The sequence below is a fragment of the Mycobacterium sp. NGS17 genome, from assembly GCF_059813205.1.
Genome location: NZ_JCALED010000005.1, coordinates 370,666 through 389,919, shown reverse-complemented (window position 1 = coordinate 389,919; position 19,254 = coordinate 370,666). Strand labels below are relative to the sequence as shown.

The following is a 19,254-nucleotide window of genomic DNA, read 5'->3' as shown; positions in this document are numbered from 1 at the left end:
GACTACGGTTGCACACATGGCAGTCCGACGACGAGTGCCCAAAGTGCGCGACCTGGCACCGCTGATGCAATTCAAGCGGCCCCGGTTCAACCCGACCAGGCGCCGTCTCGACGCCGCGTACACCATCGAGGATCTGCGAGCCGTCGCCAAACGCCGCACCCCCAAGGCCGCGTTCGACTACACCGACGGCGCCGCCGAAGACGAGCTGTCGATCGAACGTGCTCGACAAGCGTTCCGCGACATCGAATTTCATCCGACCATCCTGCGCGACGTCTCCCAAGTCACCGCGGGCTGGGACGTACTGGGCCGGCCGGTGGTGTTGCCATTCGCGATCGCGCCCACCGGTTTCACCCGTTTGATGCACACCGAGGGCGAGATCGCCGGCGCGCAAGCGGCGGCCCGCGCGGGCATCCCGTTCTCGCTGTCCACCCTGGGCACCTGCGCGATCGAAGATCTGGTCACCGCCGTCCCGCAGGGCCGAAAGTGGTTCCAGCTCTACATGTGGCGCGATCGCGAGCGCTCGATGGCGCTGGTGCGGCGCGCCGCCGCCGCGGGATTCGACACCCTGCTGGCGACCGTCGACGTTCCGGTCTCCGGTGCGCGGCTGCGGGACAACCGCAACGGCATGACGATCCCGCCCACGCTGACACTGCGCACGGTGCTCGACGCGGTGCCGCACCCGAAATGGTGGTTCGATCTGCTGACCACCGAGCCGCTGGCCTTCGCCTCGCTGGATCGCTGGCCGGGCACCGTCTCCGAATACCTGAGCACCATGTTCGACCCGAGCCTCACCTTCGACGACCTGGAATGGATCAAGGAGCAGTGGCCCGGCAAGCTCGTCGTGAAGGGGATTCAGACGCTCGAGGATGCGCGCGCCGTCGTCGACCGCGGCGTCGACGGCCTGGTGTTGTCGAACCATGGTGGGCGCCAACTGGACCGGGCCCCGGTGCCCTTCCACCTGCTGCCCGTCGTCGCGCGCGAGCTTGGGAAACACACCGAGATCCTGGTGGACACCGGCATCATGTCGGGCGCCGATATCGTCGCCGCGATCGCGCTGGGGGCCCGCTGCACGCTGGTGGGGCGGGCCTACCTGTACGGCCTGATGGCCGGCGGCGAGGCGGGCGTCGCGCGGGCGATCGACATCCTTGCCGGCGGGATTGTGCGGACCATGGCGCTGCTCGGCGTCACCTGCCTGGAAGAGCTGTCGCCGAAGCACGTCACGCAGCTCAAACGGCTGGGTCCCATGTCGCCGCGGTGAGCGGCCTCACGCTCACGGCGAAACCTGATTCGGGAACAATCCGGCGGCGTGCTGGGTTAAGCGCATCAGACTCAACTTTTGGAGGATTTGATGGCTGAAGCCAAGTCGGTGCCGGTGCTGTTTGTCACTGACACCATCGTGTTGCCCGGAATGGTGGTGCCGATCGCGCTGGACGAGGCCGCGCGCGCGGCGATCGACGCCGCACAGGCGAGCGACTCCGGGCAGCTGTTGATAGCCCCCCGGCTCGAGGACAGGTATCCGTCGCACGGCGTGATAGCGAAGATCTTGCAGGTCGGACGCATCGCCGGCGGCGGCACCGCCGCGGTGGTGCGCGGTGAGCGCAGGGCCCAGATCGGGGCTGGAGCATCCGGACCGGGTGCGGCGCTGTGGGTCGAGGTGACCGAGGTCCCCGAGACCGAGACGACGGACGAGATCAAAGCCATGACGGCGGAGTACAAGAAGCTGCTGCTGGCCATGCTGCAACGGCGCGAGGCCTGGGAGATCATCGACTACGTCAACAGGTTGACCGACCCGTCGGCGCTGGCGGACACCTCCGGCTACGCGTCCTACCTGACCAATGCCCAGAAGCGGCAGCTGCTGGAGACCGTCGACGTCGCCGAGCGGTTGCGCGTGCTGATCGATTGGACCAGCTCGCATCTGGCCGAGGTCGAGGTGAGCGACAAGATCGCCGAGGACGTGCGCGAGGGCATGGAGAAGACGCAGAAGGAGTTCTTGCTGCGTCAACAATTGGCGGCCATCCGCAAGGAATTGGGCGAGGGCGAGCCCGATGGATCCGACGACTACCGGGCCCGCGTCGAGGCCGCCGAGCTGCCCGAAAAGGTGCGCGAGGCCGCGCTTCGCGAGGTCGGCAAGCTGGAACGTTCCAGCGACCAGAGCCCGGAAAGCGGCTGGATCCGCACCTGGCTGGACACGGTGCTCGACCTGCCCTGGAACGCGCGCACCGAGGACTCCACCGACCTCAAGGCCGCACGCGAAGTTTTGGACGCCGACCACCACGGGCTGGACGACGTCAAGGACCGCATTGTCGAGTACCTGGCCGTGCGGGCCCGCCGCGCGCAGCGCGGACTGCAGGTCGTCGGCGGACGCGGCTCCGGCGCGGTGATGGTGCTGGCCGGTCCTCCCGGCGTCGGCAAGACGTCCCTGGGCGAAAGCGTGGCCAGGGCGTTGGGTCGCAAGTTCGTGCGCGTCGCCCTGGGCGGTGTGCGCGACGAGGCCGAAATCCGTGGGCACCGTCGCACCTACGTGGGGGCACTGCCGGGCCGGATCGTGAGGGCGATCGGTGAGGCGGGATCGATGAATCCCGTTGTGCTGCTGGACGAAATCGACAAGGTCGGTTCCGACTATCGCGGCGACCCGAGTGCGGCGTTGCTCGAGGTGCTCGACCCCGCCCAGAACCACACCTTCCGCGACCACTACCTGGATTTGGACCTGGACCTGTCCGACGTCGTGTTCCTGGCCACCGCCAACGTCATCGAGAACATCCCGTCGGCGCTGCTGGACCGCATGGAGTTGGTGCAGATCGACGGTTACACCGAAGACGACAAGGTCGCCATCGCGCGCGACTACCTGCTGCCCCGGCAGCGCGAGCGCGCGGCGCTGACCGAGGAGGAGGTCGCGGTGACCGACGATGCGCTGCGCAAGATCGCCGCCGACTACACCCGCGAGCCGGGGGTGCGGCAGTTCGAACGGCTGCTGGCCAAGGCGTTGCGCAAGGTGACCACCAAGCTGGCCGAGGGTCCGGCCGCGCTGACCATCGACGAGCCGGATCTGGTTGATTACCTTGGCCGCCCGCGGTTTATGCCGGAGTCGGCCGAGCGCACGGCGGTGCCCGGCGTGGCCACCGGCCTGGCCGTGACAGGCCTGGGCGGCGACGTGCTCTACATCGAAGCGGGCGCCACCGACGGCGAGCCGGGTTTGCAGTTGACCGGTCAGTTGGGCGATGTGATGAAGGAGTCGGCGCAGATCGCGCTGTCCTACGTGCGTTCCCACGCCGCCGAGCTGGGCGTCGACCCCAAGGCGCTGGACCGGCGCATCCACGTGCACGTGCCGGCTGGCGCGGTGCCCAAGGACGGGCCGTCGGCCGGCGTCACCATGGTGACCGCGCTGGTGTCGATGGCCACCGGACGCCAGGTGCGCTCCGACGTCGGCATGACCGGCGAGGTCACGCTGAATGGGCGGGTGCTGCCGATCGGCGGCGTGAAGCAGAAGCTGCTGGCGGCCCAGCGTGCCGGCTTGTCAACGGTTTTCATCCCGTCGCGCAACGAGCCGGACCTGGACGACGTCCCGGCGGAGGTGCTCGACGCGCTGGACGTGCGGCCGATGACCGACGTCGCCCAGATCGTGGCCCAGGCGCTGGAACCAGCGGCGCAGACGGCCACCGTGGCCGCCTGAGGATCTGTCAAACGCCGGTCTGATGAGCCGTCGAAGTGGTGCCCGGGGATTGCCAAGGGTTTTGGCTTCCCCGGGCCGGGGGTAACCACGGGGACAGAGGCAAAGCCAGCCGAGGGGGGTTTGACCTCCACCCGACGTCAAAGGACGCGGGTGACGAACAACAAATCATGTCGCGAAGCCGCCGAACGGCGGTGAGCGGCCGGACAAGGAGTTCATCGTGAGGTTGAACAGAATAGCTGCTAGCGCCGCGATCGCGGGCGCGTTGACGTCGGGCGCGCTCGGAGTTGGCGTGGGGTTCGCACAGGCCGACCCCAATGGCCCCAACGTGCCGGGGCCCGGACCGAACGTTCCGGGGCCAAACGTGCCGGGTCCGAACGTTCCCGACCGGAATGGACCGGGACAGGGGCCGTGGGCGCCGCAGCCGATTTGTAACGGCGGTCCTGGTGTCAACTGCAACGGTCCGGGCACACCGCTGCCGCCCGGGCAGCACGGCTTCCCGCCGCCCGGACACTACAACGACCCGGGCAGCTATGGGTATCCGGCCCGCTGGGCGCCGATGGGCCAGCCGGGCGACTATCCGGTCGTGTTCAACCCGGCGGTAAACCAGTGGGGCGTTTTCTTGCCCGACGGTAACTTCGTTGCGGCGCCGCCGGTCTAAACAGCGCGTCAGAGGCAGCCGCCACCAGCATGGTGGCGGCTGTTCTCGTCTACGGCAGAATCGCAGGCTATGAGCGACTTGCGCGACCTTAAACGGCGAGTGGTCCACCGCGTTCAACGGCTGTTGGTCAATCCGGTGGGCCGTCAGTTGCCGATGACGATGCTCGAAACCACTGGACGCAAGAGCGGACAGGCGCGGCGTACCGCGGTGGGCGGGCGCGTCGTCGACAACCAGTTCTGGATGGTTTCCGAACACGGCGAGCACTCGGACTATGTGCGCAACATCAAGGCAAATCCCGCTGTCCGGGTGCGGGTCGGCGGACGGTGGCGCAACGGCACCGCGCACCTGCTGCCCGACGACGATGCCCTGCAGCGGCTGGGCAACCTGCCGCGAATGAACAGCGCGATGGTGCGGCTGATGGGCAGCGACCTGCTGACCATCCGCGTCGATCTGGACTGACGCCTCCGCATCTGTCGGTCGCCGGGATTAGGGTCGGCCCATGGCCTACGACGAAGACCTGGCCAACCGGATCCGGGAACTCCTCGGCTCCGAGCGCGGCGTCGAGGAGAAACGCATGTTCGGCGGTCTGGCATTCCTGATCAACGGCAACATGTCCGTGGCCGCCAGCGGCCAGGGCGGGCTCTTGGTGCGGGTGCCGCCGGAGGACACCGACAAGCTCGCTGAGCGCGCCCATGTGAGCCCGATGGTGATGGCCGGCCGGGAAGCCCGGGGCTGGCTACGCGTCGACGCCGCCGGTGTGCGAAATAAACGCCAGCTTCAGGGCTGGGTGAACCACGGAGTCGGCTACGCCCGCAGCCTGCCTCCCAAGTAGCGCCCGTTTTGCTGGCCCGGGGCGCGGGTACGCGGGTGCCTATGGACAAGCGGGTGCGTCGACTGCTCGACGTCGCGGGCACGACGTACGCCTCGCAGGCGCGTATTACCTTGAGAGACAAGCCGATGCCGCTGTTTCAGCTCCTGGTGCTGTGCATGCTGGCCAGCAAGCCGATCGACGCGGGCATAGCCATGGCCGCCGCGCGCGAACTGTTCAAGGCCGGTCTGCGGACACCGAAAGCCGTGCAAGCCGCCGACCGGCGGACCATGATCGAGGCGTTCGGCCGCGCGCACTACGTGCGCTACGACGAGAGCTCTGCGACCCGCCTCGTCGAAATGGCCGACCGCGTTCGTCACGACTACGCCGGTGATCTACGCCGGCTGGCCGATCGCAGTCGGCGCGACGCGCCCACGGCCAAACGAATGCTCAAGGAGTTCAAGGGAATCGGCGATACGGGCGCAGACATCTACCTGCGCGAAGTTCAGGACGTCTGGACCTGGGTGCGTCCATACTTCGACGACCGCACCACCGGAACCGCCAAGCAATTGAACCTGCCCGCCGCGCCTGAACAGCTCGGATCGCTTGCGCCGCAAGCCAATGCGCGGCTCGCCGCCGCGCTGGTCAGGGCGTCGCTCGACGACGATGTGCGTCGGCGGGTGACCGGCTGAGCGAATAGTGACCATACGCATCGGTACCTCGGGGTGGTCATACAACCACTGGGTGGACGTGCTGTATCCGACCGGAACGCCCTCGGCGCGCCGGCTCGCCCGCTACATCGAAGTATTCGATACCGTCGAGCTGAACGCGAGTTTCTACCGCTGGCCCCAGGATTCGACCTTCACGGGCTGGCGCCGGCAGCTGCCGGAGGGCTTCACCATGTCGGTCAAGGCCCACCGCGGATTGACGCACTACCGCCGGCTGGCCTCACCCGAGCCGTGGATCGAACGGTTCGAACGTTGTTGGCGTCTGCTGGGTGATCGGCACGGGGTCTTGCTCGTGCAATTACACCCCGAGCAGCACCGCGACGACGCGCGCCTGGATGCGTTCTTGGCCCTCGTGCCCGAGACGATCCGCGTCGCCGTCGAATTGCGTCACCCATCGTGGAACGACCCCGCCGTATTCGAAATACTGGAACACCGTCGCGCCGCCTACGTCGTGATGAGCGGGCTCGGGCTCGAGTGCATCCCCCGGGCGACCACCGACCTGGTGTACATCCGGATGCACGGCCCGGATCCCGAAGCCAACTACGCCGGCTCGTATTCCGACCACGACTTGCGGAGATGGGCCGATCGCATCGCCGAGTGGGACGGCGACGGCAGGGACGTGTGGATGTATTTCAACAACGACCTGGGTGGCCACGCGGTCCGCAATGCGGTGGCCCTGCGCGAACTCCTGGGGTGAGCGCTGACGGGCAGGCCGCACACCCGGTCGACATCGACATCTGCGCGCTGGCCGTCTCGCGACCGTCAGCTGACAGCTTGCCCGGCGCTGGGGTTGTCAGCGCTGCGCCGCACCGGGGTCCACGTTCCGTCGATGACGTCAGGTGGGCATTGCACCTGCAACCGTTCCCGTTCGGTGCGGCGGCGTTTGATCCGCAACCGCGCATCTCCGGGCAGGGTGACCAGTTCATTGCAGGTCAAGTAGTACATGTCCTCGACGTCGTCGATCAGGTCCGCCTCGACGCGCAGGAATCCCAAGGCGCGCAACGTCATCCGGAGCTCATGCGTGAAGCGCATGGTGGCGTCGTGGGCCAGCGCCCGCGAGCCGCGGGCGGCCGACCGTTCGTCCTGCGTCAGCACCGGGGCGGGCTGCGCGGCGGCGGCAGCCGCGGCGATCAGCAGCATCGTCGGGTCGTCGGCGAAGGTCGCGCTGGCCAGCTCGGCCTCCCCCGGGCCGCGGTGCCCGATCCGCGCGACAGCGGCATCCACGGCGGCCGCGGTCGCCGGCGACAAGGCGCGAATGCTCGCGAGGTTGCCCTCCTCCGCCAGTGCACACAACGGCGGGTCGGCCCGCAGCGTGGCCGCCAACTCGGCGATCTCCGTGGTGACCAGATCGCTGTCGGCGATCATGCCCACCCCGGGGACACCGCGGCGCGCCTGACTACGCACCGGCGCCGCGGCGCTGATGCCGGCCTCGATCAACCACAGCGCGTTGAGGATCCAGCCCTGATGAATGCGGTCGCGCAACAGCCGCAGCCGAACTTCCAGCGCCGCCTCCGGGAGCAACCGCAGCCGGCCGGCATCGAGGTGTTCGGCGGCCGCGGCCGCGCCGTAGGCCCGGGTGTCGGCCCGCAGATGGCGCAATGCCGCCACCGACCGTCCGGCAGCAAGCGCCTTGGCGACCGAGCCCAGCGCTCCGCCCGCCAGGGCCGGCTCACCGAACGGCAGTGGGTCCCCGACGTGGGGCTGGCCGACCAGGGCGTCGCGGACGATGGCCTCCTGGTCCCAACCGGGCAGCTGGGAGGCGGCGATCATGTTGACCGACACCCCGACGTAGGGGCGATGGCCGAACACCGCGATGGCCCTGTTGCCCCATTCCTCGTCGACCGCGCCGCCGAGCGCGAGCACCTGACCCAGGACCCGGTTCGCGGCGCGCAGCCCGCTCAACTGCACGTCGAGCGTGATCGGCGTGAGCGGTCCAGGGAGCGCCTCGTTGAGGGCAGAGCCGCTGAAGACCGGAAACCGCGGGTCGATCTGGTCGTCGAATTCGCCCTCGGTGCCCTCGGGTGCCGCGCTGTGGGCTTCGACGGCCTTCCGCCGGGGGTGTGCCAGCACCTCGACCGGCAGGGCCAGTCGTCCGCCGTGGTTGATCGCGCCCGCGGTGTCGAGCCGGCGGCCGACGAGTCCGCGGGCGGTGTCGGCGACCGCGTCCAGCGCGTGCCAGCCGAATTCGAATAACCAATCCTCTTGTGCGGCAGAGACATTCAATTGCGGCATCAGTTGTGACCAGCTACGCACCCGATGCAGCCGGGACCGCGGGTCGGTCGACCGCAACACCCGCCACGCGGTGATCAGATTGACGGTGTCGGGGCTGGCGAGGTCCACGACACCGGTGCGGTCGGTGTTCAACGCCCGAACCAGAAAGCGCATCAGGTCGTCGAGATGCAGCACATGCATGGGCTCGGCCGAGACCTTGGCGCGCAACAGCGTGGCCACGGTACGGCACACCATCCAGTCCAGCTGGCGACCGACCGGTGGTGCGATCCGGACCACAACCGTCGGGCCCCAGCTCGAGGCCACCAGGTCCTCGGCGGGCCGATATAACTCCGGCCGGCCGGCGGCCTGCGACACGAACAGCAGCCGGGAGCCTGCGCGGGCGGCCGCATCGGTCACCCTGGCAAGCCCGTCCATGTCGGCGCTGCCGGGGACGGACGGATCGATGGGCGCCAGGTGGATCACCGCGTCGGCTTCGTCGGTCAGCTCCCGAAGGACCCGGTCCCGCAGCGAAGCGCAAACAAATTCGACGTTGCGGTCCAGGCATGGATGGAAAAGCTCAGCAATGCCGGTGACCGTGTGTCCGGCAGCGATCAGCTGTCCAGCGACCAGCCGCCCGAGTGCGCCGGTGGCGTCGGTAACCAGGATGTGCACCTGGGCTCACCTCCCCCAACCCTCAGTACTCAACAATAGGCAAGCAGGCATGGGCTACGCGACCGTTAGTCCGGTAACGGTTCGGCCACCTCGCGTGATGGGGGCGGCCGGGTTAGTGCAGCGTCGCGCTGCCGTCCGCGGCGACGGCAACCTTGGCGCCACCGATATCGTCACGCACCGATGCCTGCGCCGCGGCGCGATCGGTGACCACGGCCAGCGCACGCGACCCGTCGGGCGTACGCACGGCCAGGAATGCCTTCTCGGGCCGGCCGTCACGGTCGAACGGCGTCGTCCAGGCCTCGACGATGCCGACGCCTTCCCACTCGACCACCGCGTCGGTGGTTGGCTCCCGGTCGACGGCCGGTTGCGTGTCTTCCCAACGGAATTCGGCAGGCGGCTCGGTGCCGTAGACCCCGAAGCTGTGTTTGGTCAGGTAGCCGCCGTTGGCGGTGATCAGGCCACGCCGGCCCGGATTGGCCACCAGCAACTCCGCCATGGTCGCAATGGAGTGCATCACGTAGTTGCTCCACGGTCCGCCCGCGAACGTCAGCCCGCCGGTGACCGTCAGCGGACGGGCGGGGTCGTCGACGCGCAACCCGAGCTCGGACGCGGCGACCTGAACCGCGGAGGGAAAGCAGGAGTACAAGTCGACGTAGTCGATGTCGTCGATCCCCACGCCGGCCAGTTCGAGCGCCCGGGCACCGGCGATCCGGATCGCCGTCGAGCGGTGCAGTTCGTGGCGCTCGGCGATGGACGGGGTGTCGTGGGCGTCGGTACCCGCGTGCGGGAACACCCACCGCTCGGCGGGGACCTTCAGCCGCGTCGCCTCCCCAACCGAGGTCAGCACGAGCGCGGCGCCCTGGTCGACCATGTTGTTGGAGTTCATCAGCTTGGTGTAGGGCCAACTGATCATCCGGTTGTGCGGGCCCGGCTGGCTGATGTCGTCGGCGCTTGACGGCTTGCGGATCCAGGCGTTCGGGTTGTCCACCGCCACAGCGTTGAACCGTGCCCACAGCGCTGCGATGCGCTCGAGGTGATCGTCGATCGACTCGCCGTTCGCGATCCGAAGCGCCTCCTCGAACATCGGGTAGACGTAGGCGGGCCGATCGAGGGAGATCCTGATCTCGGCGTCACCGGCCATCGGGACGTCGTCGCCGCTGACCTCGGCCATCGGGACCGATTGGTCCTGCTCGGTCCATACCAGCTTGGCGCCCTTGGCCCGCAGACCGCGCCTGGTGCGCCACGTTTCGGCGCCGGCCAGCAGCACCACCTTGGCGTGGCCCCGCTGGATGTCCAGGCAGGCCTGGTTGACCAGCGACTGCGGCACGTTGCCGCCGACGGGGCTGTACAGCGTGGTGAAGTCGGAAGCACCGATTCGCTGGCCGAGCAACAGGCCCGGGTCGCGGTACTGCGCCGACAGGATGTTCACAATGCGGATGGAATCCACCGCCTCGATCACCGCGGGACCGGCCGCTTGCCGGGCCGCCGCCACCATCAGGTCCATCGGCTCGACCGAGCGGGTCGCCGGGTCGATCTCGTCGCGATGATTGACCTGGCCGTAGCCGATCAGCACCGGGGTCCTGGGGTCGACGCTCATGCGAACGAATTTAGCGTGGCTATGGATCCGGCCGCCCCGCCGGCCCTCGACCGCTAAGCGGTGTCGGCCGGGATCGACAGCACGCCGTCGTCGATCAGCCGCTGGATGTCCGCGGGGTTCATGCCCAGCAGGCTTCGGCAGATCTCCACGGTGTCCTGGCCCGGCAGCGGCGCCGGGGCCTGCCGGGCCGCCGGGATGTGCCGAAACGGCGCCGGGCCCGTCTCGGCCGGCAACGGGCTTTCGATCAGCGGATGCACCATGGGGCTGTAGACGTGTCGCGCGGTCAGCTGCGGGTCCTCGAGCACGTCCGGCGGACGATTCATCGGCCCGGCCGGGACGCCGGCCGACTGCAGCAGCTCGGCCGCCCGCAGCGGCGTCCGCGTGCGGGTCCAGCCGGAGACCAGCTCCACCAGCTCACCGCGATGGGCCAGCCGCCCTTCGCCGGTGGCGAAGCGGGGATCGTCGGCCCACCCCGCGTGGTCGAAAACCGCAGTGGCCCTGCGCCATTCATCGTCGGATCGAATCGAGATGACGCACCACTCGTCGTCACCCGCGCAGGGGTAGACCGCATGCAGGGCGGTATCCTCGCGGATCTGAGCGACGCCCGCGGCCCGCGCGGCCTCGGTGACATACAGCGTGTCGAGCTGGTTGACCACGACTTCGGCCTGTGAGACATGCACATGGGCTCCGCGGCCCGTCCGGTCGCGGTGGATCAGCGCGGCCAGCGCCGCGATCGCGGTGACCCGGCCCACCACATGGTCGGGAAAGACGGTCGTCGCGTCGTAGAACCCGTGCCTGCCCGGGCCGGCCTGGCCCTCGGCGCCGTCGGACGTCCAGAGCCGGGTGACCCCCGTGGTGGCGCGGACCAGCGGGCCGTAGCCCAACCGCGCGCTCCACGGCCCCGTGTCGCCGAACGCGCTGCTTTCGGCCAGCACAATCCGCGAGTTGATGGCGCGCAACTCGTCGTAGGAAAAGCCCAGTGCCGCAAGCGTTCCCGGCTTGAAGTTGGCGAACACCGCGTCGGCCTCGGCCACCAGGCGCCCGAAGATCTTCTTGCCTTCGGCGCTGCGCAGATCCAGTCCCAGCCCCCGGTTGTTGCGGTGCGTCCAGGCGAACGACTCGCTCATGGCGTCGCCGATCCGGGCCTGCCGCAACCCGTCCGGATAATCAACGCTTTCGACCTTGATGACATCGGCGCCCAGGTCGCCGAACAGGCGACTCAACTCGCCTCCGGCGACGATGATGCCCAGGTCGAGGATCCGCAGCCCGGCAAACGGATACTCGCCGAGCCGGCCCGACGACGACGGCACCACCGAAGGGCTTCCGCGCCAATAGGGTTCGTCGGATCCCGCGGCCGGCACCGGCGTCCGAAAACCCGCACGCCGACCGTCGACGACGAAATATCCGGTCGGCACGCTGGTGCGCACGCCTGGGACGAGTTCGGCGTCGGTGATGGCGCCCACCGCCCGGAAGTGTTCGCTCTCCAGGATCCGCGCGGGTGTCAGCACCGCGGCGATCGGCACCCCGTGCGCCTGGCCGGCGGCCACCAGGTCCTTCATGGTCTGTCCGGCGAACAACTCCTCGATCAGCCGGCTGATCTGCGGCCAGGCCGCGAACCGCGCGCCGATCGCGTCGTACTTGGGGTCCTGAAACTCCGCCGGCTCCCCCAGCCAGCGCCGCAGGCCACGCCATTGCCGCGGCGCCATCACACACAGCCGTACGTAACCGTCCTGGCACGGATAGATCGGGTAGGCGTCCTGGTTCTTCGGCCGGCCCCGCCACCGCCCGCTGCGGCGGACGCCTGCGGCCGCCTGTCCGTGCGCGCCGAATGCGGGATCGAGGGCCATGACGACGGCGTCGAACCAGGAGAAGTCGATGTAATCGCCTGTGCCACAGCGTAATCGGTTGTAGTACGCCGCGAGCGCCGCCCATGCCGCCTGGGCAGCGGCGGTCGCCGACGCGATACCGTCCGGCGGCAGCACCGGGGTGCCGGTGGTGGGGCCCGACCGCGACAGCGCGCCGCACATCGCGTACAACACGGGATCGGCGGCGCGCCATGACGACCGCGAACCCGTCGCGCCGAAGTCGGTGATCGACAACACCACCAGGTGCGCGTAGCGGGCCGCCAGCTCCTCGCCCGAGGTCCCGAACATGGCCCCGCGCTCGTCGGCGCCGGTGTCCACGACGATGTCGGCCTCGGCGGCCAGGTCCAGAAAGCGGGCGCAATCCTCGTCGTCGAACGGGTCGAGCACCGCACTGCGCTTGTTGGCGTTGTGCACGGCGAACGGAATGCTGGTTCCGCGCAGCGTGGGTGCGGCGTCGCGGCCAAGGCAACCGCCTGGCGGCTCCACCTTGAGGACGTCGGCCCCCAGGTCGGCGAACAGCCGGGTCACCGCGTCCGCATCGCCGCTCGACAAGTCGAGAACGCGCACGGCGTCGAGCAACCCGTCGGCCATCTGCACACCGTACCTGCCTGGTCAGGCCGCTGCGCGACGACCTTTCCCTTCGTCGGCCGACCACCGCGACGGCCAAATTGCCAGGCAGGCAAGCCGATTCGGCGAACGCACCGTCGGCCCTGAAGCAACGCTCAGTCGAAGGTCCGCGCCGGCGCGGCGTCGGCTATCGTCACAGGCCGATCCGCCAGGCCCTACCCGTCGTCTCATGGAGGCTTCCCTATGACCGCGCACCTGAGCTACGTCGAGGCCGTCGTGGTCGGCGCGTTCCAAGGTGTCACCGAGTTGTTCCCGGTCTCCAGCCTGGGGCATGCGGTGCTCGTGCCGGCGCTGGTCGGCGGTCGATGGGCCCAGGACCTCAGCGTGTCCGCCCCCAAATCGCCCTACCTCGCGTTCATCGTGGGCCTGCATGTGGCCACCGCCGCCGCGCTGCTGGTGTTCTTCTGGCGCGACTGGGTGCGCATCCTGACGGGGTTCTTCACGTCGCTGCGTCATCGGCGGATCGAGACGCCCGACGAACGGCTGGCGTGGCTGATCGTGGCGGGCACCATCCCGGTGGGTCTGGCCGGGCTGGCACTCGAACAGCTGTTCCGCACCACGCTGGGCAAGCCCGTCCCTGCGGCGGCCTTCCTGTTACTCAACGGCATCGCGCTCTACGTCGGCGAGGTGCTGCGCCGGCGCATCGCGCCGGCACCGGATGAGGCCGCGATGGGCGGGGTGGAACTCGAACATGGTGACGAGGCCTCCGACCACCGACTCGCCCAGCTCCCCCTGCCCCGCGGCCTGGTGATCGGTGCGGCGCAAATCCTGGCGCTGCTGCCCGGCATCAGCCGCTCGGGGATCACCATCGTGGCCGGCCTGTGGCGCGGCTTGTCACACGAAGACGCCGCCCGGTTCTCCTTTCTGCTTGCGACACCGATCATCCTGGCGGCGGGGGTGTACAAGATCCCGGAACTGTTCGGGCCGCTCGGCGCCGGAATCGGTGGCCAGGTGCTGGCCGGCAGTGTCGCCTCGTTCGTGTGCGCCTACCTCGCCGTGCGCTTCCTGACGCGGTATTTCGAAACTCGCACCTTGACGCCGTTCGCGGTCTACTGCGCCCTGGCCGGCGCGGCCAGCCTGGTCTGGTTTGCCGTGAGCTGAACCGTCGAGCGCCGGTCACCGGCGATTGTTGCGCGGCGCGCCTCCGAGTGCTGTGCTTAGCCGGTCGTCTGAGTTGACACCCGTCAAGAATTTGGAGGGGACCGGCATGGCAGACACGGCTGCGATTGGCCTGAAGGGTGAGGGCCGGCTGAAAGGCAAGGTCGTGGTGATCACCGGTGGGGCCCGGGGAATCGGGCTGGCCACCGCGACCGCGCTGCACAAACTGGGTGCCAAGGTCGCCATCGGCGATGTCGACGAGGCCACGGTCAAGGAATCGGGCGCCGACCTGGGCCTCGAGGTGTACGGCAAACTCGATGTCACCGACCACAATTCGTTCTCGGATTTCCTGGATCGGGTCGAACGCCAACTCGGCCCGATCGACGTGCTGATCAACAACGCCGGCATCATGCCCGTCGGCAGGATCGTCGACGAGCCGGACGCGGTTACCCGTCGCATTCTGGACATCAACGTCTACGGCGTGATCCTGGGCAGCAAGCTGGCCGCCCAGCGCATGGTGCCGCGCGGCAAGGGGCACGTCATCAACGTCGCCTCGCTGGCCGGTGAGCTCTACATCGTCGGCCTGGCCACCTACTGCGCCAGCAAGCACGCGGTGGTCGCGTTCACCGACTCGGCCCGGCTCGAATACCGGTCGGCCGGGGTCAAGTTCTCCACCGTGTTGCCGACGTTCGTCAACACGGAGCTGGTCGCCGGGACTCCGGGGATGAAGGGGTTCCGCAACGCCGAGCCCGGCGAGATCGCCGACGCGATCGTCAACCTGGTGGCACACCCCAAGCCGCGGGTGCGGGTCACCAAAGCCGCGGGCGCAATGGTGGTGTCGCAGAGGTTCTGGCCGCGCCGGCTCGCCGAGGCGCTCAACCGGATGCTCGGCGGTGATCACGTCTTCACCGACGACGTCGACGTCGCCAAGCGCCGGGCGTATGAAGCCCGCGCCCGCGGCGAGGAGTAGCAAGACGGATCGGTGGGAACAATCGGTGAGATGACCGACGCAACCGCGCTCTCCGACGACGAACTCGCCCTGATCGACAAGTACTGGCGCGCCGCCAATTACTTATCGGTCGGCCAGATCTATCTGCTGGACAACCCCCTGCTTCGCGAGCCGCTGGCCACCGAGCACGTCAAACCGCGCTTGCTGGGGCACTGGGGCACGACGCCCGGGCTCAACCTCGTCTATGCCCATCTCAACCGGATCATCCGCAACCGCGACGCCGACGTCATCTACGTGACCGGCCCGGGCCACGGCGGCCCCGGGCTGGTGGCCAACGCCTACCTAGAGGGCACCTACAGCGAGGTGTACACCGGCATCGAGGAGGACGCCGAGGGCCTGCGCAAGCTGTTCCGTCAATTCTCTTTCCCCGGCGGCATCCCCAGCCACGTGGCGGCCCAGACGCCGGGATCCATCCACGAGGGCGGTGAGCTCGGCTACGCGCTGGTGCACGCCTACGGCGCCGCCCTGGACAACCCCTACCTGGTGGTCGCGTGCGTCGTCGGCGACGGCGAGGCCGAGACCGGGCCGCTGGCCGCCAGCTGGCATTCCAACAAGTTCCTCAACCCGGTGACCGACGGCGCGGTGCTGCCCATCCTGGCGCTCAACGGCTACAAGATCGCCAACCCGACGGTGCTGGCCCGCATCCCGCACGACGAGCTGGAATCGCTGCTGCGCGGCTACGGCTACCGGCCGATCACGGTCGCCGGGGACGATCCGGCCGACGTGCACCGGCAACTGGCAGCCGCGCTCGACGACGCCTTCGACGACATCGCGGCCATCCAGGCCGCGGCCCGCGGCGGCGATCAGGCGCAGCGACCGGTGTGGCCGATGATCGTGCTGCGCACGCCCAAGGGCTGGACCGGGCCCGAGGTGGTGGACGGCAAGAAGGTCGAGGGCACCTGGCGTTCGCATCAGGTGCCGCTGTCCGAGACGCACGACAATCCCGAGCACCGCGCCCAGCTCGAGCAGTGGCTGCGCAGCTACTCCCCCGAGCAGCTCTTCGACGAAAACGGCAGGCTGCGTGACGAATTGCGGGCGCTCGCACCCACCGGAGATCGCCGGATGAGCGCCAACCCGCACGCCAACGGCGGCCTGTTGCTGCACGACCTGGACCTGCCGGACTTTCGCGACTACGCCGTCGCCGTCGAGCGGCCGGCGGCCACCGCGCATGAGGCCACCCGGGTGCTCGGCGCGTTCCTGCGCGACGTGATCGCCCGCAACTCCGACCGCTTCCGGCTGATGGGGCCCGACGAGACGGCGTCGAATCGGCTCGACGCCGTCTACGGATCGACCGACAAGGTGTGGCTCTCGGAGGTCGAGCCCGACGACGAGCACCTCGCGCCCGACGGCCGGGTGATGGAGGTGCTCTCCGAGCACCTGTGCCAGGGCTGGCTGGAGGGCTACCTGCTGACCGGCCGTCACGGGTTGTTCAACTGCTACGAGGCATTCGTGCACATCGTCGACTCGATGCTCAACCAGCACGCGAAATGGCTTGCCACCAGCCGCGAATTGCCGTGGCGCCGCCCGATCGCGTCGCTCAACTACCTGCTGAGCTCGCACGTCTGGCGCCAGGACCACAACGGCGCGTCCCACCAGGATCCGGGCTTCATCGACCTCGTCGCCAACAAGCGTCCCGAGCTGACCCGCGTCTACCTGCCGCCGGACGGCAACACGCTGCTCTCGGTGGCCGATCACTGCCTGCGCAGCCGCGACTACATCAACGTCATCGTGGCCGGCAAGCAGCCCGCGCTGACCTACCTGGACATGGACGACGCGGTCGCGCACTGCACCCGCGGCCTGGGCATCTGGGATTGGGCGAGTACGGCCGCCGACGAACCCGACGTGGTGCTGGCCTGCGCCGGCGACATCCCCACCCTTGAGACGCTGGCCGCCGCCGACATCCTGCGCCGCGAGCTGCCGGAGCTGGGCGTCCGGGTGATCAACGTCGTCGATTTGATGCGGCTGCAGCCGGATTCCGAGCACCCGCACGGTCTGCCGGACCGCGAGTTCGACGCGCTGTTCACCCGCGACAAGCCGGTCATCTTCGCCTACCACGGCTATCCCTGGCTGATCCACCGGCTCACCTACAGCCGCGCCAACCACGCCCACCTGCACGTGCGCGGCTTCAAAGAACGCGGCACCACGACCACGCCCTTTGACATGGTGATGCTCAACGATCTGGACCGCTTCCACCTGGTGATGGACGTCATCGACCGGGTGGACGGGTTGGCCAGTCGCGCGGCCATGCTGCGTCAGCGCATGGTCGACGCCCGCCTCGCGGCGCGGATGTACACCCGCGAGCACGGCGAGGACGACCCGAAGATCGCCGGCTGGACCTGGGAGTCGAGCGAGCAGAACGAACGCAGTGAGTGATGGGAGCGAGACGACCCATCGGACCTGGACGGCCGAGTGAGCAGACGCCGAGTTTGCCGTGATGGCTGCGCTCAGGGCGCCGACCACAACCGTGATGGCAATCTCGTTGGGCTGTCGGGCCGTCGGCCGCCGGTAAACTGGTCGGATGCTTGACGCCACCGCGACAGCCGACATTCGGATGTCCGAGCTCTCGGCGTTGCACCGCTACCGGATCCACCTCGACATCGCCGTCGTCGTAGTCGTGCTGGTGGTGACCAACCTGGTCGCCCACTTCACCACCCCGTGGGCGAGCATCGCCACGGTCCCGGCAGCGGCTGTCGGGCTGGTCATCTTGATGCGTTGGCGGGGCTTGGGCTGGGCGGACCTCGGCCTGGGTCGCGAGCACTGGAGGCCTGGCGTCGGTTACGCGCTGGCCGCCGTGGCCGTCGTGGCGTCGGTGATCGCGCTGGGCGTGCTGCTGCCGGAGACCCGGCCGATGTTCATGAACAACCGCTACGCGACGATCTCCGGCGCGATGGTCGCCTCGATGGTGGTCATCCCGCTGCAGACCGTCATCCCCGAGGAGCTGGCCTTTCGGGGTGCCCTGCACGGCGCACTCAATCGGGCCTGGGGCTTTCGCGGCGTCGCGCTGGCGGGTTCGTTGTTGTTCGGGTTGTGGCATGTCGCGACGTCGTTCGGGCTGACCAGCAGCAATGTGGGTTTCACCCGGCTGTTCGGCGGCGGGCTGGTGGGCATGATGATCGGCGTGACGGGAGCCGTCCTCGCGACAGGGGCCGCCGGATTCGTCTTCAGCTGGCTGCGCCGGCGCAGCGGCAGCCTGATCGCGCCCATCGCGTTGCACTGGTCGCTGAACGGGCTCGGTGCGCTGGCCGCCGCGTTGGTCTGGCACCTGTCCACCTGACGCCGAATCAGACCAGCAGCACCGCTGCACCCGCGATACGGCCGGCGCTCAGATCGGCCAGCGCCCGATCCGCCTGTCCCAGTGGGTATTCCGGCGTCGTCACCTCGATGTGGTGATTGCTTGCGAAGTCGAGGAAGGCCCGCGCGTCGGCCCGGGTGTTGGACGTGACCGACCGGACCTGGCGTTCCTGGAACAGGTGACGCTGGTAGTTCAGGGCCGGGATGTCGGACAGGTGGATCCCGGCGATCGCCAGGGTGCCGCCGCGATCCAGCGCTTCCAGCGCGGGCAGCACCAGATCACCCACGGGTGCAAAAAGGATGGCGGCATCCAGCGGCGCCGGGGGCGGATCGGCGGCGCCTTGTGCCGACGCCGCGCCGAGCTGCAACGCCAGTTCTTGCGCCCGGGATCCGCGGGTCATCACGTGCACCTCGGCGCCTTGCGCCAGCGCCACCTGGGCGGTGATGTGCGCGCTGCCGCCGAAGCCGTACAGGCCCAGGCGCCCGCCGGGCGGCAGCTCGGCGCGCAGCAGCGAGCGATAGCCGATGATGCCCGCGCACAACAACGGGGCCAGCTCGCTATCGCTGTAGCCGCTGGGCAGGGGGTGCGCGAAAGCGGCCGGGACAGTGGTGAATTCGGCGTAGCCGCCGTCGGCGTCCCAACCGGTGTAACGGGAGTGCGGGCATAGGTTCTCGTCACCACGGCGGCAGTATTTGCACACGCCGCAGGTGTGGCGCAGCCAGGCGATGCCCACCCGGTCCCCCACCTGGAATTCGCCACCGGCCTCAGAACCCATCTGGATGACCTCACCGACCACTTCATGGCCCGGGGTGACCCGGTCCCGGTGGACCGGAAGGTCACCTTCGGTGACGTGCAGGTCGGTGCGGCAGACGCCGCAAGCGCGCACGGCCACAAGGAGTTCGGAGGGTCCTGGGCGTGGCACCTCTGCGGTGACTTGCTCCAGCGGGCCGCTGTTCATCGGCCCGGGGCGACGTACGCGCCACGCGCGCATTGCCGTGGTGGTCACCGGCGGAGGCATC

The 19,254-nt window shown here is 68.9% G+C and carries 15 protein-coding genes; 11 read left to right on the top strand and 4 right to left on the bottom strand.

Annotation, left to right across the window (positions count from 1 at the left end; all coding sequences use genetic code 11):
* The first annotated feature begins 16 nt into the window (after nucleotides 1–16).
* From AC5Y7E_RS14125 to AC5Y7E_RS14095, 7 genes are all read left to right on the top strand, one after another.
* Complete coding sequence (locus AC5Y7E_RS14125) at nucleotides 17–1,258, top strand: alpha-hydroxy acid oxidase (RefSeq protein WP_499916541.1); 1,242 nt, start codon at nucleotides 17–19, stop codon at nucleotides 1,256–1,258.
* Nucleotides 1,259–1,348: 90 nt separating this feature from the next.
* On the top strand, nucleotides 1,349–3,670 hold the full coding sequence (gene lon, locus AC5Y7E_RS14120) for an endopeptidase La (RefSeq protein ID WP_499916543.1): 2,322 nt from the start codon (nucleotides 1,349–1,351) through the stop codon (nucleotides 3,668–3,670).
* A gap of 217 nt (nucleotides 3,671–3,887) precedes the next feature.
* Nucleotides 3,888–4,328 carry a hypothetical protein gene (locus tag AC5Y7E_RS14115; RefSeq protein WP_499916545.1) on the top strand — a complete coding sequence of 147 codons (441 nt, stop codon included), beginning with the start codon at nucleotides 3,888–3,890 and terminating at the stop codon, nucleotides 4,326–4,328.
* A gap of 69 nt (nucleotides 4,329–4,397) precedes the next feature.
* On the top strand, nucleotides 4,398–4,787 hold the full coding sequence (locus AC5Y7E_RS14110; protein WP_499916547.1) for a nitroreductase family deazaflavin-dependent oxidoreductase: 390 nt from the start codon (nucleotides 4,398–4,400) through the stop codon (nucleotides 4,785–4,787).
* Between the two features lie 40 nt (nucleotides 4,788–4,827).
* Nucleotides 4,828–5,160 (top strand): TfoX/Sxy family protein, encoded by a 333-nt coding sequence (locus AC5Y7E_RS14105; protein WP_499916549.1) that lies wholly within the window; start codon nucleotides 4,828–4,830, stop codon nucleotides 5,158–5,160.
* Nucleotides 5,161–5,201: 41 nt separating this feature from the next.
* Nucleotides 5,202–5,828 (top strand): endonuclease, encoded by a 627-nt coding sequence (locus tag AC5Y7E_RS14100; RefSeq protein WP_499916551.1) that lies wholly within the window; start codon nucleotides 5,202–5,204, stop codon nucleotides 5,826–5,828.
* A gap of 7 nt (nucleotides 5,829–5,835) precedes the next feature.
* Nucleotides 5,836–6,561 carry a DUF72 domain-containing protein gene (locus tag AC5Y7E_RS14095; RefSeq protein ID WP_499916552.1) on the top strand — a complete coding sequence of 242 codons (726 nt, stop codon included), beginning with the start codon at nucleotides 5,836–5,838 and terminating at the stop codon, nucleotides 6,559–6,561.
* 65 nt (nucleotides 6,562–6,626) lie between these two features.
* On the opposite strand, the gene AC5Y7E_RS14090 is transcribed toward AC5Y7E_RS14095, so the two are convergent.
* The 3 genes from AC5Y7E_RS14090 to AC5Y7E_RS14080 form a co-directional block, all read right to left on the bottom strand.
* Entirely contained in the window at nucleotides 6,627–8,747 is a 2,121-nt protein-coding gene (locus tag AC5Y7E_RS14090) for an NAD-dependent epimerase/dehydratase family protein (protein WP_499916554.1), read from the bottom strand.
* A 112-nt stretch (nucleotides 8,748–8,859) separates the two neighbouring features.
* Nucleotides 8,860–10,344 (bottom strand): acetyl-CoA acetyltransferase, encoded by a 1,485-nt coding sequence (locus AC5Y7E_RS14085; protein ID WP_499916556.1) that lies wholly within the window; start codon nucleotides 10,342–10,344, stop codon nucleotides 8,860–8,862.
* A gap of 53 nt (nucleotides 10,345–10,397) precedes the next feature.
* Nucleotides 10,398–12,800 carry a CaiB/BaiF CoA-transferase family protein gene (locus AC5Y7E_RS14080; RefSeq protein WP_499916558.1) on the bottom strand — a complete coding sequence of 801 codons (2,403 nt, stop codon included), beginning with the start codon at nucleotides 12,798–12,800 and terminating at the stop codon, nucleotides 10,398–10,400.
* Between the two features lie 219 nt (nucleotides 12,801–13,019).
* Between AC5Y7E_RS14080 and AC5Y7E_RS14075 the strand changes: the two genes are divergently transcribed.
* The 4 genes from AC5Y7E_RS14075 to AC5Y7E_RS14060 all read left to right on the top strand — a co-directional run bounded on the left by AC5Y7E_RS14075 (nucleotide 13,020) and on the right by AC5Y7E_RS14060 (nucleotide 18,217).
* The gene (locus tag AC5Y7E_RS14075; RefSeq protein WP_499916560.1) at nucleotides 13,020–13,937 is read left to right on the top strand and encodes an undecaprenyl-diphosphate phosphatase; all 918 of its coding nucleotides are present in this window, start codon (nucleotides 13,020–13,022) and stop codon (nucleotides 13,935–13,937) included.
* 106 nt (nucleotides 13,938–14,043) lie between these two features.
* Nucleotides 14,044–14,904 carry an SDR family oxidoreductase gene (locus AC5Y7E_RS14070; RefSeq protein ID WP_499916563.1) on the top strand — a complete coding sequence of 287 codons (861 nt, stop codon included), beginning with the start codon at nucleotides 14,044–14,046 and terminating at the stop codon, nucleotides 14,902–14,904.
* A 30-nt stretch (nucleotides 14,905–14,934) separates the two neighbouring features.
* Nucleotides 14,935–17,316: a phosphoketolase family protein gene (locus tag AC5Y7E_RS14065; protein ID WP_499916565.1), complete on the top strand. Its 2,382-nt coding sequence runs from the start codon at nucleotides 14,935–14,937 to the stop codon at nucleotides 17,314–17,316.
* A 145-nt stretch (nucleotides 17,317–17,461) separates the two neighbouring features.
* Nucleotides 17,462–18,217: a CPBP family intramembrane glutamic endopeptidase gene (locus AC5Y7E_RS14060; RefSeq protein WP_499916567.1), complete on the top strand. Its 756-nt coding sequence runs from the start codon at nucleotides 17,462–17,464 to the stop codon at nucleotides 18,215–18,217.
* A 7-nt stretch (nucleotides 18,218–18,224) separates the two neighbouring features.
* Here the strand turns inward: AC5Y7E_RS14060 and AC5Y7E_RS14055 are convergent, their stop codons facing one another.
* Nucleotides 18,225–19,253, bottom strand: a complete 1,029-nt coding sequence (locus tag AC5Y7E_RS14055; protein WP_499949484.1) for a zinc-binding alcohol dehydrogenase family protein — start codon at nucleotides 19,251–19,253, stop codon at nucleotides 18,225–18,227.
* Nucleotide 19,254 lies beyond the last annotated feature (1 nt).